Consider the following 16,702-nt stretch of genomic DNA (forward strand, 5'->3'; position numbering starts at 1 on the left):
AGCCGGCCAACCCGATGATCCTGATCGAGCCGACGCTCGTCACGCGTGACAACGTGAAGGCTTACAAAGGCTGGAGCTCGCACTGACCCGTCCCAACGCATCCCAGGCCTGACACGACCATGACCTCACTGACCCAAACGCGCGCGTGGCGCGCGCTCGCCAGCCATCGGGACGCCTTGTCCGGCGTCTCGATTCGCGCACGATTCGACCGCGACCCGGCACGCGCATCGCGCTTCAGCCTCGAGGCGGCCGGGCTTTTCGTCGATTACTCGAAGAACCCCGTCGACGACGAAACCATCGCCCTGCTGGTCGCCCTCGCCCAGGAGGCGGGCGTCGATGCGTATCGCGACGCGATGTTCGCCGGCGAGCGCATCAATCGCACGGAGAACCGCGCGGTGCTGCACGTCGCGCTGCGCGACCGTTCGGGTACGCCGCGTATCGTCGACGACGTCGACGTGTCGCGGCAGGTCAGCGACGTGCTGGCCCGGATGCGGCGCTTCTCCCACGCGGTTCGCTCCGGTGAGTGGCGCGGCCACACGGGCCGCGACATCACCGACGTCGTCAACATCGGCATCGGCGGCTCGGACCTGGGGCCGAAGATGGTGTGCGAGGCGCTCAAGCCTTACGCGCACGAACGGTTGACGATGCATTTCGTGTCGAACGTGGACGCAGCCGACATCGCCGAAGTGCTCAAGCGCGTGAACCCGGAGACGACGCTGTTCATCGTGTCGTCGAAAACGTTCACGACCCGCGAGACGCTCCTGAACGCCCATACCGCCCGCGCCTGGCTGCTCGACAGCGGCGCGCCGGACACGGCGATCGCCCGCCACTTCGTCGCCGTGTCGACGAATGCCACGGCCGTTGCGGCATTCGGCATCGACACCGGCAACATGTTCGCGTTCTGGGACTGGGTGGGGGGACGCTACTCGTTGTGGTCCGCCATCGGGTTGCCGATCGCGATCATGGCCGGCATGGACGCGTTCGAGCAACTGCTCGACGGCGCGCACGCGATGGACCGTCACTTCGCGCAAGCACCGCTGGCCCGCAACCTGCCCGTCCTGCTCGCCCTGATCGGCATCTGGCATCAGAACTTCCTCGGTACGACGAGCCAGCTGATCGCGCCATACGACAACTATCTGCACCGGTTGCCCGCGTACCTGCAGCAGCTCGACATGGAAAGCAACGGCAAATCGGTGACGCTCGGCGGCGAGCGCGTCGATTACGCCACCGGCCCGGTCATCTGGGGCGAACCGGGTACGAACGGGCAACACGCGTTCTTCCAGCTCCTGCACCAGGGCACCGCGATCATCCCGACCGACTTCATCGTGTGCATGCGGCCGCATCACGAGTTCGATCATCACCATGCCGTCCTCGTCGCAAACTGTTTCGCGCAGTCGGAGGCATTGATGAACGGATCGCGCTCGACGACCGAACCGCATCGCAATTTCGAAGGCGACCGGCCCACGAACACGATCTGCCTGGACACGCTCGATCCGGCATCCCTCGGCGCGCTGATCGCGTTGTACGAACACAAGGTATTCGTGCAAGGCGTGGTATGGCGGATCAATTCGTTCGATCAATGGGGCGTCGAACTCGGCAAAAAGCTCGCGGTTGCGATCGAAGGCGAGTTACTCACCCCCGCGCAGATTGACTCGCACGACGGCTCGACCAACCAACTGATCAACCGCTTCAAGACGCGGCGCCACGCTGCGGCCTGATCTCCCGAATCCCATGATGAAGCTACCGCGACTGGTCATCTTCGGCGAAGCCCTGACCGATTTCATTCGAGACGACACGAACCGCTGGCACAGCGTTGCCGGCGGCGCATGCTGGAACGTCGCTCGCGTCGGCGCGCGCCTCGGCACGCCGACCGGCTTTGCCGGGGCCGTGAGCGCCGACATATTCGGCGACGAGCTCATGCGAAAGAGCGCCGAAGCCGGCCTCGACATGCGCTTCACGCAGCAGGTCGACCGCCCGCCGCTGCTTGCGATGGTGGTCGAGACGCGGCCGCCGAAATATTTCTTCATCGGCGAGAATAGCGCCGACCTCGCGTTCGATCCCGCCGCGTTGCCTTCGGACTGGCTCGACGCCGCCGAGATCATTCATTTCGGCTGTCTCGGCCTGGTGCGCGAGCCCCTCGCCTCGCGTCTGATCGACATTGCGCTCGCGGCGCGCGCCGCCGGCAAGCGGATTTCGTTCGATCCCAACTTTCGCGCGCCGATGGCCGACCCGTCGTACCGCGACACCTTGCGCACGATGATCGGTCTATCGGACTACATCAAGGTGTCCGACGAGGATCTCGCCGGCCTGTTCCCGGAATTCGACGAGGCAGCCGCACTCGCGCAAATCCGTGCGTGGGCGCCGCAGGCAGCGGTGCTCGTCACGCGCGGCGCGGCCGGCATGGAACTCTTCGCCGGTGATGAAACGCTGGTTCAGCCGGGCTTCAAGGTCACGGTCGCCGACACGGTCGGGTGCGGCGACGCGTGCGTCGGCAGCTGGATGGCGAGCCTGCTGACGCGCCCGGACGCCCCCGCGACGGAACATCTTCGGTTCGCCGCCGCCTGTGCGGCGCTCGTCGCGTCGCACGCCGGCGCCTATGCGCCGACGGCGGCCGAAGTACATGCGCTGATCGAATCGGCCAACGCAGCCACGAGCGAAACTCCATGAATGCGCACCTCCCGTTCTCCGATACCCAGGCTCCGTTCGAATTCGTGCTGTTCGGCGGCACCGGCGATCTCGCGATGCGCAAGATCCTGCCGGCGCTCTACTCCGCTCACCGCGATGGCCTGCTCGCCCCCGCGGGACGCATCATCGCGGTTGCGCAGAACGAACTCGATACCGCCGGCTACCTCGACTGGGTCGACGTGTCGGTGCGACCGCATCTGACGCAGGCCCGGTTCGATGAAAGCGCGTGGCGCGGCTTCCGCGAGCGGCTCTCGTACGTGGCGCTCGACGCAAGCCAGGCCGGCACGTTCTCGCGTCTGGCCGACGCGCTCTCGCCGGCGTCGTCGCGCCAGATCTTCTATCTGGCGACAGGGCCATCGCTGTTCGTGCCGATTTGCCGCGCGCTCGCGCAGGCTGGGCTCGCTCCGCCGACCTCGCGAATCGTGCTCGAAAAACCGTTGGGCTACGATCTCGCGTCGTCGACGGCGATCAACGATGCGGTCGGCCAGATTTTTTCCGAAGAGCAGATCTACCGGATCGATCATTACCTCGGCAAGGAAGCCGTGCAGAACCTGTTCGCGCTGCGATTCGCCAACGTGATGTTCGAGCCTCTGTGGCGCCGCGAATGGATCGACAACATTCAGATCACGGTTGCCGAGGAACTCGGCGTCGGCGGGCGCGGCGGGTTTTACGACCAGACCGGCGCGCTGCGCGACATGGTGCAGAACCATCTGCTGCAGTTGCTTGCGATCGTCGCCATGGAGCCGCCTCAGTCGATGGAAGCCGACGCCGTGCGCGACGAGAAGCTGCGCGTGCTGCGCGCGCTCAAGCCGCTCACCGAGGAAGCCTTGCATCAGAGCGTCGTGCGCGGACAGTATCGCGCGGGGGTGGTCCGCGGAGAGTCGGTACCGGGTTACCTCGACGAATCCGGAATCCGGGCCGACAGTCCGACCGAGACGTTCGTCGCGCTCAAGGCCGAGGTCGAGAACTGGCGCTGGGCCGGCGTGCCGTTCTTTCTGCGCACCGGCAAGCGGCTGGCGCGACGCGTGGCTGAAATCGTCGTCACGTTCAAGCGCCCGCCGCATTCGACGCTCGGTCCGACGGCGCTGCTGGCAGGCTCGAACCGGTTGACGATCCAGCTGCAACCGGACGAATCGATTCGCCTGAGCACGCTCGCGAAGCGGCCGGGGCTCGGCATGACCCTGCAAGGCGTCTACCTCGATCTCGCGTTCGACCGCTTCTTTCGGCAAGACCGGATGGAGGCGTATCAGCGCCTGTTGCTCGACGTGATCGCCGGCCGGCTCGCGCTGTTCGTGCGTCGCGACGAGCAGGAAGCCGCATGGCGCTGGGTCGCGCCGATTCTCGACCTGAAAACGGCGCCCAAACCCTATTCGGCCGGAAACTGGGGGCCTGCGCAGGCCAGCGCGTTGCTGGCGAGATACGGCACCTGCTGGAGCGAGGAAGAGAACTGATCCGCTCCGGCATGCCTCTTCCCATCGTAGAAGCGTTCTCTCCGACTACACCTGACGAAGCAATGGATACAGTCTGGCATCTCAAATGGGCGCACGGCGCGTTCGATCTCCATGCAGCAGGAGGTATGCTCGGCGGCGTTGCATTACAGCAAGGCGGCCGCACGATCCGTCCGTTTTACGAAGCGCCGTGGCTCGGCCAGGCCGAGCCGCAACCCGCCGGGCTGCTGGGCGTCATGCGAAGCGAATTCCCGTGCGTGCCATTCGGTGTTCCCTACTCTCCCGACCGACTGCCTCCCGGCTGGCGGAAAGCCGCCGCAACGCCGATCGTCCCGGATGACGTCGCACTCGACACCAGCGACGACCTTCAGCATGGTTACGGCTGTACCGGCGTGTGGTCACTCGTGAGGCAAACCGCGCACGAGATCGAAATTGAAATCGAATACCCCGAGACCTCGTCGATCGCACGACTGACTCGCATCGTGCGCGCCGATCCGGCTCGCGCTGCCTTCGACATCGTTCTCCGTATCGAAGCGCGCAAGTCGGCTCGCTGCCCCGTCGGTCTGCATCCGAATCTCGCGCTGCCGACGCTCACCGGCGCGTTTCGAATCGAGCCCGGCACCTACCGCTTCGGCATGGTGCACCCGGCAGGTCCGGAACCGCGCGTATCGAGCGCGCTGGCCGGCGCGACGTTCGAATCACTCGAGCGCGTACCGCTCGGCGAGGGCGGCTTCGGTGCATTCGACCAGCTACCGCTCGCGCAGCCCACGGAAGAAATCCTGCAGCTCTGCGGAATCGACGGTTCCGTCACGATGACCGACGCCGTCGCCGGCGCACGCTATCGCCTGACCTGGGATGCCGATGCGCTGCCGTCGCTGCTGTTGTGGATCAGCAACCGAGGACGTGCGTACGCGCCGTGGAACGGGCGCAACCTCTGCGTGGGCATTGAGCCGGTCGCGAGCGCATTCGAGCTTGGCCGTGCGGCATCGCTCGCGCCCAATCCAATCAATTCCCGCGGGGTCCGGACGGCACTTGCATTGAATCCTGACACGCCAACTGAAATCGCCTACCGATTCGAGGTGCTCGCCGCACGTTAGGCGTGCATCGTGGATCGGACCGATCGCGCTGCAGATCGTCGGCAAGGGGCGCCGGGCCAAGCCCGGCTCCATGAGCGTCAGACGGTCCGGCATTTCATATATGAATAGTTGTACTACGTGACTCGCCCGTAGTTTCGTCCCACATCAATACCGACCAAGGAGACCTTTTCGTCCAGTTTGCCCGGCTGGACATGCCGCAAGCAAAGAACATCTCACTTTCCCTGTTGATACGCGATCCGTTTTTCACGACAGATAATTTCGTTTTCCTTAATTTATTCAATAAAAAACTGACCGGGTCTGTTGTGCCGCAGTCACACGTTTTCTTTCTGACAGGTTTGGAGCCAATTATGAAAAAAGCAATACTCGCCGCCACGTTGATGTCCGCAGGCATCGTCGCCCACGCACAAAGCAGTGTCACGCTCTACGGCCGCCTCGATGCCGGCATCGAGTACCTGAGCGGCATTGCCAACGGCAACGGCGGCACGACGAGCCGCTGGCGCGCCGAGAGCGGCGACTGGGGCACCAGCCTGTGGGGCTTGAAGGGCTCCGAGGATCTCGGCGGTGGAAACAAGGCGGTCTTCCACCTCGAAGGCTCGTTCAATGCGATGAACGGCAGCCTCGGCGGCACCGGGTCCATCTGGGATCGCTGGGCAACGGTCGGTTTTTCCAACGACGCTTACGGCACGCTGCTGCTCGGCCGCGAGCTCTCGATTTCGAACGGGTTGTGGGACTTCGATCCGCTCGGCCAGACGTCCTGGTCGTCCGGTTCGCTCGTGCGCGGCCGCAACTGGAACAAGACGAGCAACAACATTTCGTACCAGTCGCCGAGCTTCTACGGTTTCGACGTGTACGGCCAGTATTCGCTGTCGAACGCCACCAGCTGGAATGGTAACGGCACGACCGCACAAGGTCGTGCCGACGGCCTGCAACTGACCTACACGAATCCGTACTTCCAGGTGCGCGGCATCTACGACGAGGCGCGCGACGTCAACGGCAAGTTCTCGGACGTGTTCAACTATTCCCGGGAGTACTTCGCGGGCGTGAACGTATTCCTCGGCCAGTTCAAGCTGCAGGCGGCCTATCAAGCCTCGCACGCGAACGGCGCGCCGACCGCCAACAACGGGATTACGTCGACGCAGCAGGTCTGGGGCGGCGTCACGTGGCAGGCGACGCCGGCTGCGGCCTTGACCGGTGCCGTCTATCACGTCAACGCAAACCATGGCGGCGGCAACGCCAACATCTATACGGTGGGCGGCACGTACAACATCTCGAAGCGCACGCTCTTCGACATGCAGATTGCTACCGTTCGCAACAGCAAGAACGCGAACTTCGGCCTGGAGTCGAACGCGGCGGGTGCCGGCGGTCCGATCGCCGGCGGCGGCTACAACGACAATCCGACACCCGGGCATAGCCAGACGGGCGTCTATGCAGGCATCCAGCATTTGTTCTGATTCGATCTCGCTCACGGGCTAGAAGCGGCATGCCATGCCATGCCGCTTCTGGCACCGTGTCCGGGTGCGATGCGCCGTCAGGCCATCGCACCGCACGCATCGACAGAATGCCAGGCCTGGAATCGATCCGAATGCGCGCCGGGCCAGCCGCCCGGACGGATGACGACACCCGCCGTGGCGACGCGGCAATCAGCCAGGCAAGCGAAACGGAATTCACGGGCAGGCCGGGAATGGCATGACGAGGGAAAGCACGTTCACGACGACGTGGCCGACAGATCGCCCGGCTTGCCGCACACGCCGATCAGCGAGCGCGCATGGCCGAGCCAGAGCACGAGCGAGCCCGTCGACACGGCGCCCGGCACGACGAATGCGGTCGGATAACCGAAGTGCTGCGCGAGCACTTGCACCGGCCAGACGCCCGCCTCGCTCATCAGCATCGCGGCAAGCGCGCCGCGCACCGGCAACACCAGGTAGGAGAGCAGCAGCACGCGCCAGTAACCCTGCGCGCGAATCAGCCGAGGCGCGCGCGAGCAAGCCCGGTCAACTGTTCTGATCGGGCCGGTCGCGAGCCGTGAAGGCAGGTTAATTACCGCGGTCGTCCTCGAAATACAGGTTCTTTTAGGAAATGCCGGCCTCGCGCAAATGCACTTCTACCTAGTGCCGCAATCACCTCCACAGGTCAGTGCCCTGATCCGCGCAAGTCGTGATCTCGATGCATGCATTCGTCGCATCCGCGCACTCCTGCGCCTACCCTTCTTCGTCGTATGTGCAAATCGCTTCGACGGACATCAAGTCCTTTCCGTCGTATTGCGTAACAATCACAAGATCTTCGTACGCAGTGGTCTCCTTTTGTGCTGACGGTGCGAGGCGGCGAATTTACCATGGACCGGCACTGCGACTGCCTTTACGAAAGAGCGACGCACCGTGCAATTCTCTATACTGGTGTCGCCGTTTCCGAAGCAAAGATGTCACTCCGCAGGTCGACGTGCACCGAATGATGCGGACTTCTCTGGAATTCATGAGGTTGCACATTGCGAATTAAAGTTGTCACTGACTGCAACCAGGCGAAGACCAGTGCCAACTCCCGTATGGCACCGTGCAGCGACCGCAACCCGGGTCACGCGTTATACGAAACCTGAGTTTGAACAGGCGATCGTGCCATAGTGATAAGGTTCCCTATCTTGTTGGCGCGTTCATCCCGGCGTCAGGATCGGCACGTGACCACGAATGGCGGTTGTGGAGCAACGCGAACGACTCTGAACGACCCTGATCTGCCCTTCAGTTTTCCCCAGAACGGCCGTTCAACAGTCGGGAGCCTTCGGATAAAAATATGATATTCACGCCAGAATTTTCTACAGCGGACGCCACGGAATATACACTGATCGCCAATCATTATGTCGAGACGCAAGTAGCGCTGAACCTAAGCGTTGCGTACGTTCGGGCGCGTGTACTCTTTGGCCGACAACACGTGCCGCTGCCTACTGCTAGATTTGTGGTGGTCTATGATGTCCGTGGACAAAAGGTGGCAGACGATCTTGAAGGCTGCCTGCATCACGCGCTCGGAGATATTGCACAGATTCGGGTGAAACGGTCATGAGCTTTCAACTTATGGTTCGAGGTATACCCCTGAACGATGTCGAGCGTACGCTTGGACAACTGCTCGCAGTGCATGTGACGCCGGCCAACGAACGGGAACGTGCACAGGTCGGAGAACTGGCGCGTCAGGTCCAGCAGGCCACGGGCCAGACAGTCAAGGTGGCGTTCGCGGATCAGGGGTATACAGGTGAAGAGCCCGCGCAGGCGGCGCTTGACGAAGGAATCGAGCTTCAAGTCATCAAGCTGCCGGAGGCAAAAAAGGCTTCGTATTGTTGCCGCGCCGCTGGGTAGTCGAGCGCAGCTTCGGCTGGCGCAACCGGTTCCGCAGACTGGCCAGAGACTACGAGCGGTTGCCCGAAACCCTCGCTGGTTTGCACTTCGTCGTATTCTCTGTGCTTATGCTTGTCCACTTTGCAGCCCTTACTGGAGGGCGACAATTATTTTGGCCGGTGTAGCGGCGAAGGTTTTGGCCGGTGGGGAGAAGTCGGAGGCGGCGTAGCCGCCGGAGAGTTCTCCCCACCGGCGGCGCCGAGTCGGCTGGGCTCTACGATGGCTGATCGAATAAGAAAGCGATCAGCTACATGTCTGGAACACCTCATATCAATCAGGGTATTGCACTTCAAACTTGAGAACTTGTTGTCTAACGAAATGCGCGCATCTGCGAATGCATCAGCTGGAGTAGTCGGTTCGAGGCGACGGACAGCTTTCGGCCGACGCGTGTCACGAGCTGCGCCTCCGCGTTGATAAGCAACGGATGATCAATCGGAATCGCGAAGAGTTCCCCCGCGTCCAGCTCAGTCGAGACGGAAAACGCCGGCAAACACGCAATGCCCAGCCCCGATTTCACGAACTGCTTGAGGATGGATATCGAGTTGGTCGTGACGATCGGATCCAGGCGTATCTTTTCGGCAAACTCGACGGCCTCGAGCATCTGCCTGGTACCGAAGGAGGGATGCGCTGCCGCCAGCGGAAAAGACGCCAGCTCTCGCACAGTCATAGCCTTTTCACGTTGCGCGCGAGGAAAGCCGGGGCCAACGATCGCCATCAGTGGTTGCATGCGCGATGCGCGCGCGACGATCTTGGGCTCGGGCGGCGGGTTATAGACTAGCCCGATATCACCCTCGTCCTCGGTGATCTTGCGCATGACCTCGTTCGTTCCGGCGAGGTCGAGATTGACCTTGATGCCCGGATACTGTTTGCAAAACTGCTGCATCGGGCCCCCCAGCATGTCGGACACAAAGCCCTCGCCGAGCACGACGTTGACATGCCCCGTGCGCAAGCCGCGCAGTTCCTGCAAGCGGCTGATGAGGTCTTCCTTGTGCGCCATCTGCTCGCGGTAGTACTCGATCACGTACTGCCCGGCCTCCGTCGGTTTCACCCCGCGCGCATGCCGCTCGACGAGCGCGGCATCGAGTTCACGCTCCAGTAACCCGATCTGTCTGCTCACCGCCGACGGTGCGACGTTCAGCCAGTCGGCCGCCGCGCGAATGCTGCCGAATCGTACGGCTTCGTAGAAATAGACAATCCTGCTCTCCGTCAGACCCTCTGCCATGAGAAATCACCGTTCGAATTATTAGAACGCTTTGCAAATTGGCGTTTATTGATTATAGGCTTTCGAAAGTCCAGTATGGAACCCAGGCAGTCGAAAACTTGGAGCGGCAGCCACGATATGAACTGCGAAATCAAGAGACCTGGAGCTAGAAACATGAAGACGGTTGGTGTAATCGGTCTGGGCAATATGGGGCGCGGGATGGCGCTCTCGCTCAAGCGCGGCGGTTTCAACGTGCTCGGCTTCGACGCCGCGCCCGGCGTTGCCGACAAGTTGCAGGAAGAAGGCGTTCAGGCGCGTGCTTCCATCTCTGATATCACCCGTGATGCCGACGTGCTGATTCTGTCCCTGCCGACATCCGATATCGTCGAGCAGGTCGTGCTCGGTGAAGGCGGCGTCGCCGCGAGCGCGAAGCCGGGCCTGATTGTTGTGGACACGACTACCGCGGAGCCGGGCAGCACGCGCAAGGTGGCTGCGGCGCTTGCTGAACGCAAGGTGGGGTTCGTCGACGGTCCCGTCAGCGGCGGACCTAAAGGTGCCGCGACGGCCACAATGACGATGGTTCTGGGCGGCTCCGACGCAGACGTCGCAGCTGTCGAGCCGATCCTCGCCGTGATGAGCGCGAAACGCGTCCACGTCGGCCCGGTCGGCGCGGGGCACGTGACCAAGATCATCAACAACATGTTGACGGGCGTTCATCTTCTGGCCGCGAGCGAAGCCGTGCGCGCCGCCGAAGCGAACGGCGTCGACCCGGAAAAGCTGGTGGAGGCGCTCAACGGCGGCTCGGGCAAGAACAGTGCAACGCTGACGAACTATCCGACATGGATCTTCAACGGCAAGTTCGACTCCGGATTCACGATGAAGCTGATGAGAAAGGACGTGCGCCTTGCGATGGCGCTACTCGATAGCGCGGACGCTACCGCGCCGATCGCGAAGGAAGCGGGCCGCTTGTGGGCGGCGAGCGCGGACAGCATCGGCGATGCGGAAGACTTCAACCGCATCGTCCAGTTCATCGACAAACAGTAATCGCCAGATATCCGGAGCCATTTTCAGATGAGCAATAACGCAGAAGACCTTCTCGTAGCGTTTCAGCATTTCTTCCCGCAAGCAAAGACCATCGGTTCGTATGTCGGTGGCGAGCTGGTGGAAGGCGCGGGTGAGACGATTCAACTCTTCGATGCCGCGACAGGCGAGAAGAGCATTGCCTACAAAGATGGCGGCGCGGCCGTGGTCGAACAGGCTGCCGCGGCAGCCGTGCGCGCGCAGAAACAGTGGTGGGCGCTAACGCATGCGGCGCGCGGCCGCGTGATGTTCGAGATCGCCCGCCAGGTGCGCGCGGAAGCCGAAGCCCTCGCGCGGCTCGAGTCACTCGGTTCGGGCAAGCCGATCCGCGATTGCCGCGGCGAAGTCGCGAAAGTCGCCGAGATGTTCGAGTACTACGGCGGCTGGGCCGACAAGTTCTACGGCGAAGTGATTCCCGTGCCGACCTCGCATCTGAACTACACGCGCCGCGAGCCGGCTGGCACCGTGCTGCAGATCACGCCGTGGAATGCGCCCGTGTTCACGTGCGGCTGGCAGGTCGCACCCGCCATTTCGATGGGTAACGCGGTGCTGCTCAAGCCGTCCGAACTCACGCCGACCAGCTCTATCGTCATCGGCCTGCTGTGCGAGCGCGCGGGTGCGCCGAAGGGCCTCGTGAACGTGCTCGCAGGTCTCGGACAGACGGTCGCGCAGTCGGCTATCGCGCACAAGGCGATCAAGAAAGTGGTGTTCGTCGGCTCGCCGGCGACGGGCGCACGGATCGCCGAGGCGGCCGCGAAGCGTGTGCTGCCGTGCGTGCTCGAACTGGGCGGCAAGTCGGCCAACATCATCTTCGGCGACGCGGACCTGAAGCGCGCGGCACTGACCGCGCAGGCAGCCATCTTCGCCGGTGCTGGTCAAAGCTGCGTGGCGGGCTCGCGTCTGCTGGTGCAACGTAGCGTCTACGACGAGTTCGTCGCGATGGTCGCCACGGGCGCCAGGAAAATCAAGGTGGGCCAGCCGCTCGACGACAGCACCGAGGTGGGCCCGATCAATAACCGCAGGCAATACGAGCATGTCATGTCGATGATCGACAAGGGCGTGGCGGCAGGCGCGACGCTCGCATCGGGTTCGCAGGAGCGCTCGAACGCGGGCTACTTTGTTTCGCCGACGGTGCTGTCGAACGTCACCAACGATATGGCCGTTGCCCGTGAAGAAATCTTCGGGCCGGTGGTGGCAGCGATTCCGTTCGACACGGAAGACGAAGCCATCGCGATTGCCAACGATACCGAGTTCGGCCTGGCCGGCGCAGTGTGGACCACCGACGTCGCGCGCTCGCATCGCGTGGCGGCGCAAGTCAATGCCGGCACTTTCTGGGTGAATGGCTACAAGACCATCAACGTGGCGTCGCCGTTCGGCGGCTTCGGTTTGAGTGGTTACGGTCGTTCGAGCGGCGTCGAAGCGCTCTACGAATACACGCAGACGAAGAGCGTCTGGGTCGAAACCGCGAAGGAACCGCCCACGGCCTTCGGCTACCTTTAATCGGCAAGGTATCCTCCCCGTTCTTTCGGGGAGGATCGTCACTCTGGGGAGACCTGACCAAATGAATAGCATAGCAATGCACTCATCCGACGGCCAAGGCATGCGCACGGCCAAGCTACTTGTCTTCGCTGCGGGCGTGATTCTGCTTGCCGAGCTGATCGGATCTTTCACGTTCAAGATCGGCCCGGGCAAGGTGGTCCTCTTGCCGATGATCTGGGCGCTTCTGCTCGGTGCGGCAATCGGCGTGGCCAGTGCGCGATCGAACAGCGCCGCGCGCCTCGACGTGAAAACGCAGTTTTACGCCGCGGCCATCCTGCAGCCTGCGTTGCTGCTGTTCATTGCGAAACTGGGGTTGATGATTGGGAGCGCGCTACCCAAGCTGGCGTCTGCGGGTTGGGCGCTCGCCTTCCAGGAGCTGGGGCATTTTGTCGGCACGATCCTGCTTGGCTTGCCGCTCGCACTTCTGCTCGGTATCAAGCGCGAAGCCATCGGCGCCACCTTCTCGGTCGGCCGTGAGCCTAGTCTCGCCATCATCGGCGAGAAGTACGGGATGGACTCGGCCGAAGGGCGTGGCGTGCTGGCGGAATACCTCACTGGAACCATCTTTGGCGCGGTCTTTATCGCCATATTTGCGGGCTTCGTCGCGAGTCTGAATATCTTCGACCCGCTCGCACTCGCGATGGGTTCGGGCGTCGGCTCGGGCAGCATGATGGCAGCGGCGTCGGGCGCTATCGCTGCGCAGCAGACGCCTGAGGTCGCCAAATCGGTGCTGACGTTTGCGGCTGCGAGCAATCTGATTACGACGACGGTGGGCACGTACTTCACGTTATTCATTTCGCTGCCGATGGCATTGTTCGGCTACCGCATTCTAGAGCCGCTGATTGGCCGCACGACCAGTGCCTCGAACGCGCCCGAAGCGGCAGAAGCCAGCGGACCGAAACTGGGCGATGTGCAAACGGAAGCGCCGCATCTCAGCTATGGCGGCAAAGTGCTGGCATGGGTCGTCACCGCCGTGTTTGCACTGGTATGCGACTGGATGGCGCACGGTACGACGCCGCTGGCGGGGCTGCCTGGGATGCTGCTCATGCTGCTGGCTGTCGTCGTTGGCGACGCGCTTTCCACGCTGACTGGCCGCAAGATCCCTGCGGTGTGCTGGGTCTCGTTTGCGGCGATGTACGCGACGTCTCCTTGGTGCCCTTGGGGCGCACAGTTGGCTGAGCTGAGCGCGCGGAACGATTTTCTTGGCGTGACCACGCCGATGCTGGCCTTCGCGGGTCTCTCGATTGCAAAAGACTTGCCCGCTTTCCGCCGGTTGGGATGGCGCATCGTCCTTGTTTCGTTCGTTGCCAATGCAGGCACGTTCCTCGGTGCGACCGTCGTCGCGCAACTGTTCCACATCTAGGCGACCGGCACCGCCTGCGCAAACGCAGCGGTGCAACGCGCGCTATGAGCTGTGCAATCTGACGGCTGCGTCGATTGCCAGCAAGAAACTCCTATCAAGTGACTATGAACGCTATTGCCGAAATCCAGGCATTCTCGGAGGAGATGACTGCCGTCCGTCGTGACATCCATGCGCACCCGGAACTGGGATACGACGTGAACCGGACGGCGGATCTCGTCGCCAGCAAGCTGGAAGAGTGGGGCTTGCCTGTCGTTCGCGGAGTCGGCAAAACGGGCCTCGTTGCGACGCTGAAGCGTGGGAACAGCACTCGCGCAATCGGACTTCGCGCGGACATGGACGCGCTGCCCATGCAGGAAGCCAACGAGTTCGCGCATCGCTCCACCGTGCAGGGCGCAATGCATGCATGCGGGCACGACGGTCACACGACCATGCTGCTTGGCGCCGCAAGATATCTCGCGAAGTCGGTCGATTTCGACGGCACCGTGCATTTCATTTTTCAGCCTGCCGAGGAAGAAGGCGCAGGCGCGCAGGCGATGATCGACGACGGTCTGTTCGAGCGCTTTCCTGTCGATGCCGTTTTCGGCGTGCACAACTGGCCGGGCATTCCGGAGGGACACTTCGGTGTGCGCCCCGGTGCGATCATGGCATCGACGAGTCTCTTCAGGATTACGGTGACGGGCGCGGGATGCCACGGCGCGATGCCACATCTCGGTGAAGACCCGGTGTTTGCGGTGGCGCAGATTGTCAGCGCATTGCAGAGCATCCTGACTCGCAACAAGAATCCTGTCGATGCGGCAGCCTTGTCGGTGACGCAGATTCACGCGGGTGAAGCGCAGAACGTTGTGCCGACCGATGCCTGGCTGGGCGGCACGGTGCGCACGTTTTCGGAAGAGACGCTTGACCTCATCGAGAGCCGCATGCGGGCCATCGTCGCGGCGATTGCGTCTGGTCTTGGCTGTCGCAGTGAGATCGAATTCAACCGGAACTACCCGCCGACCGTCAACGATCCTGAACAAACCGCGCTGGCAGTCGAAGTCATGCGTGAAGTCGTCGGTGATGAGGCCGTCGACGCGGCGATTCAACCCACGATGGCTGCCGAAGACTTCTCGTTCATGCTGCGTGCAAAGCCGGGTTGCTACGCGTTTATCGGAAATGGCGTCGGCGACCATCGCATCGTGGGGCATGGAGCAGGGCCGTGCCTGTTACACAACGCGAGTTATGACTTCAACGACCGGTTGCTTCCCGTGGGGTCGACTTACTTCGTGCGACTCGTGGAGAGGTTTTTGAAACGCGCGTGAGCCAGTGCCATAGCAGGCGATAAGGGCTCTGAACGCAGAGCCTAGCCTCGCAAAGGCTGTTGCAAGTCACTCGAAACTGAACGAGTCGATTGCGCGCTCCAAACGTGCCAACCCTTCGTCAAGACATTCGTACGGAATGTTGAGCGCCGGCGCGAATCGCAAGACGTTCGGACCCGCATTCAGAATCATGACGCCGTGTTCGAGCGCGGCTGTCATGATGTCTTTCGAGCGTCCCTGATACGCGTCGCTCAACTCCCCGCCGATCAGTAATCCGGCGCCTCGAAGCTCGCGGAACACGCCGGTGCGGGAATTGATCGAGCGCAGGCTCGCAAAGATGTGAGCGCTACGTTGGCACACGCCGTCGAGAACCTGTGGGGTGTTGATGAGTTCGACAACGCGGTCCGCAACGGCGGTAGCCAAAGGATTTCCGCCATACGTCGAGCCGTGCGTTCCCACGGAGAAGTGCTTGCCGATCTCCGCGGTGGTGAGCACCGCGCCGATCGGGAAACCGTTGCCGAGGGCTTTGGCTGCCGTGAGGATATCCGGCGTCACGCCGGCGTCCATATACGCGAAGAGCGAGCCGGTGCGTCCAATGCCCGTCTGCACTTCATCGAAGATGAGAAGCGCGTTGTGCCTGGTGCAGGCATCGCGCAGGCATCGCAGGAAGTCGGGCGTTGCCGGAATGACGCCGCCTTCGCCCTGGACCGGCTCCACGATCACCGCGCAGGTCCGATCGTCAATTGCAACCAGCGCTGCGTCGATATCGTTAAATCGGATATGCGAGATGTCGCCGGGCAGCGGGCCGAATCCGTCCGAGTATTTCGGCTGGCCGCCGACGCTGACGGTAAATAGCGTGCGCCCGTGGAACGATTGCTCGAAGGAAATAATCTTGGTCTTCCTCGCCTCCGTTCCAAACCGGTCGATTGCCACGCGTCGGGCAAGCTTGAGCGCAGCCTCGTTTGCTTCTGCACCGGAATTCGCGAAGAAGGCGTTTTCCGCGAAAGTCGCCTCGGTCAGACGCAATGCAAGTTTGAGTGCGGGGATGTTCGTGAAGACGTTGCTCACATGCCATAGCTGTTCAGCCTGTCTGGTTAGCGTTTCGACCAGCGTCGGATGCGCATGACCGAGAGCGCAAACGGCGATGCCGCTCGTCAGGTCGACGTAGTCCCGGCCCTCTTCGTCCCAGACGAGAGAGCCTTGCGCGCGCACGGGTATCAACGGTGCAGGCGCATAGACGGGGGCCATGACTGTATCGAACGTGTTTCGTGATGGATGTGGGGTAGTCACTGGAGGGTTTCGCTGCAACTGATAAAGGAGTTGCGGAACAAGGGAGGCGTCGCAGGACCGGCGGCTACCTCGCAGTCCGACTTGTGTAGCAGGAGTGTGCCGCTACCCGGCCTGCTTGTGGCTAACTCAAAGTTGCAAACTTGTTCGAAAAATCCGAACGCAGTGTGGCGTCACGCCGTCTAACCTTATCGATAAGACTGGACGGTATTCCATACGGCGGGCGTGTCTTATCAGAGCATTGACGACAGCGTCAGAGTCCTTGCTGGCAATCTTCACCAACATCACGAACCGGGTCTGGCGTTCGACGAGTGTTGCAATCTGACTGTT

The 16,702-nt window shown here is 62.4% G+C and carries 13 protein-coding genes and 2 pseudogenes; 11 read left to right on the top strand and 4 right to left on the bottom strand.

All coding sequences use genetic code 11. The annotated features are described in order from the left end of the window. The first annotated feature begins 119 nt into the window (after positions 1-119). The 5 genes from pgi to DIE17_RS36075 all read left to right on the top strand — a co-directional run bounded on the left by pgi (position 120) and on the right by DIE17_RS36075 (position 6,681). Complete coding sequence (gene pgi, locus DIE17_RS36055; protein ID WP_124921788.1) at positions 120-1,718, top strand: glucose-6-phosphate isomerase; 1,599 nt, start codon at positions 120-122, stop codon at positions 1,716-1,718. A 16-nt stretch (positions 1,719-1,734) separates the two neighbouring features. Then, positions 1,735-2,667, top strand: coding sequence for a carbohydrate kinase family protein (locus tag DIE17_RS36060; protein ID WP_044848735.1), 933 nt, complete (start codon positions 1,735-1,737; stop codon positions 2,665-2,667). Beyond that, the gene (gene zwf / locus DIE17_RS36065) at positions 2,664-4,136 is read left to right on the top strand and encodes a glucose-6-phosphate dehydrogenase (protein WP_124921790.1); all 1,473 of its coding nucleotides are present in this window, start codon (positions 2,664-2,666) and stop codon (positions 4,134-4,136) included. The genes DIE17_RS36060 and zwf overlap by 4 nt, the downstream gene beginning before the upstream one ends. A 62-nt stretch (positions 4,137-4,198) precedes the next feature. After that, on the top strand, positions 4,199-5,230 hold the full coding sequence (locus DIE17_RS36070) for a hypothetical protein (protein ID WP_124921791.1): 1,032 nt from the start codon (positions 4,199-4,201) through the stop codon (positions 5,228-5,230). Positions 5,231-5,577: 347 nt separating this feature from the next. Beyond that, the gene (locus DIE17_RS36075) at positions 5,578-6,681 is read left to right on the top strand and encodes a porin (RefSeq protein ID WP_044848738.1); all 1,104 of its coding nucleotides are present in this window, start codon (positions 5,578-5,580) and stop codon (positions 6,679-6,681) included. Between the two features lie 254 nt (positions 6,682-6,935). Here the strand turns inward: DIE17_RS36075 and DIE17_RS36080 are convergent, their stop codons facing one another. After that, complete coding sequence (locus tag DIE17_RS36080) at positions 6,936-7,169, bottom strand: hypothetical protein (RefSeq protein ID WP_409410404.1); 234 nt, start codon at positions 7,167-7,169, stop codon at positions 6,936-6,938. Between the two features lie 842 nt (positions 7,170-8,011). On the opposite strand from DIE17_RS36080, the gene DIE17_RS36085 reads away from it, so the two are divergent. Together DIE17_RS36085 and DIE17_RS36090 are read left to right on the top strand one after the other, a co-directional pair. Further along, positions 8,012-8,278: a hypothetical protein gene (locus DIE17_RS36085; RefSeq protein ID WP_221624905.1), complete on the top strand. Its 267-nt coding sequence runs from the start codon at positions 8,012-8,014 to the stop codon at positions 8,276-8,278. Between the two features lie 44 nt (positions 8,279-8,322). Next, a pseudogene (locus DIE17_RS36090) lies at positions 8,323-8,732 on the top strand (transposase); the annotation flags it as partial. 185 nt (positions 8,733-8,917) lie between these two features. Here the strand turns inward: DIE17_RS36090 and DIE17_RS36100 are convergent. Beyond that, complete coding sequence (locus DIE17_RS36100) at positions 8,918-9,829, bottom strand: LysR family transcriptional regulator (RefSeq protein ID WP_042270472.1); 912 nt, start codon at positions 9,827-9,829, stop codon at positions 8,918-8,920. A gap of 153 nt (positions 9,830-9,982) precedes the next feature. Here DIE17_RS36100 and DIE17_RS36105 point away from each other — a divergent pair, with 153 nt between their 5' ends. The 4 genes from DIE17_RS36105 to DIE17_RS36120 all read left to right on the top strand — a co-directional run bounded on the left by DIE17_RS36105 (position 9,983) and on the right by DIE17_RS36120 (position 15,088). Next, positions 9,983-10,852, top strand: coding sequence for an NAD(P)-dependent oxidoreductase (locus DIE17_RS36105; RefSeq protein ID WP_124921792.1), 870 nt, complete (start codon positions 9,983-9,985; stop codon positions 10,850-10,852). A 27-nt stretch (positions 10,853-10,879) separates the two neighbouring features. Next, positions 10,880-12,388 carry an aldehyde dehydrogenase family protein gene (locus DIE17_RS36110; RefSeq protein ID WP_042270477.1) on the top strand — a complete coding sequence of 503 codons (1,509 nt, stop codon included), beginning with the start codon at positions 10,880-10,882 and terminating at the stop codon, positions 12,386-12,388. Between the two features lie 61 nt (positions 12,389-12,449). Continuing rightward, on the top strand, positions 12,450-13,790 hold the full coding sequence (locus DIE17_RS36115; RefSeq protein ID WP_042270479.1) for a DUF3100 domain-containing protein: 1,341 nt from the start codon (positions 12,450-12,452) through the stop codon (positions 13,788-13,790). Between the two features lie 104 nt (positions 13,791-13,894). Then, positions 13,895-15,088, top strand: a complete 1,194-nt coding sequence (locus DIE17_RS36120; RefSeq protein WP_042270481.1) for a M20 aminoacylase family protein — start codon at positions 13,895-13,897, stop codon at positions 15,086-15,088. A gap of 66 nt (positions 15,089-15,154) precedes the next feature. Here the strand turns inward: DIE17_RS36120 and DIE17_RS36125 are convergent, their stop codons facing one another. Further along, positions 15,155-16,375 (bottom strand): acetylornithine/succinyldiaminopimelate transaminase, encoded by a 1,221-nt coding sequence (locus tag DIE17_RS36125; RefSeq protein ID WP_042270482.1) that lies wholly within the window; start codon positions 16,373-16,375, stop codon positions 15,155-15,157. 177 nt (positions 16,376-16,552) lie between these two features. Then, positions 16,553-16,702, bottom strand: a pseudogene (locus tag DIE17_RS36130) (IS30 family transposase); the annotation flags it as partial.

It is taken from the genome of Burkholderia sp. Bp9099 (genome assembly GCF_003857805.1).
Lineage (GTDB): Bacteria > Pseudomonadota > Gammaproteobacteria > Burkholderiales > Burkholderiaceae > Burkholderia.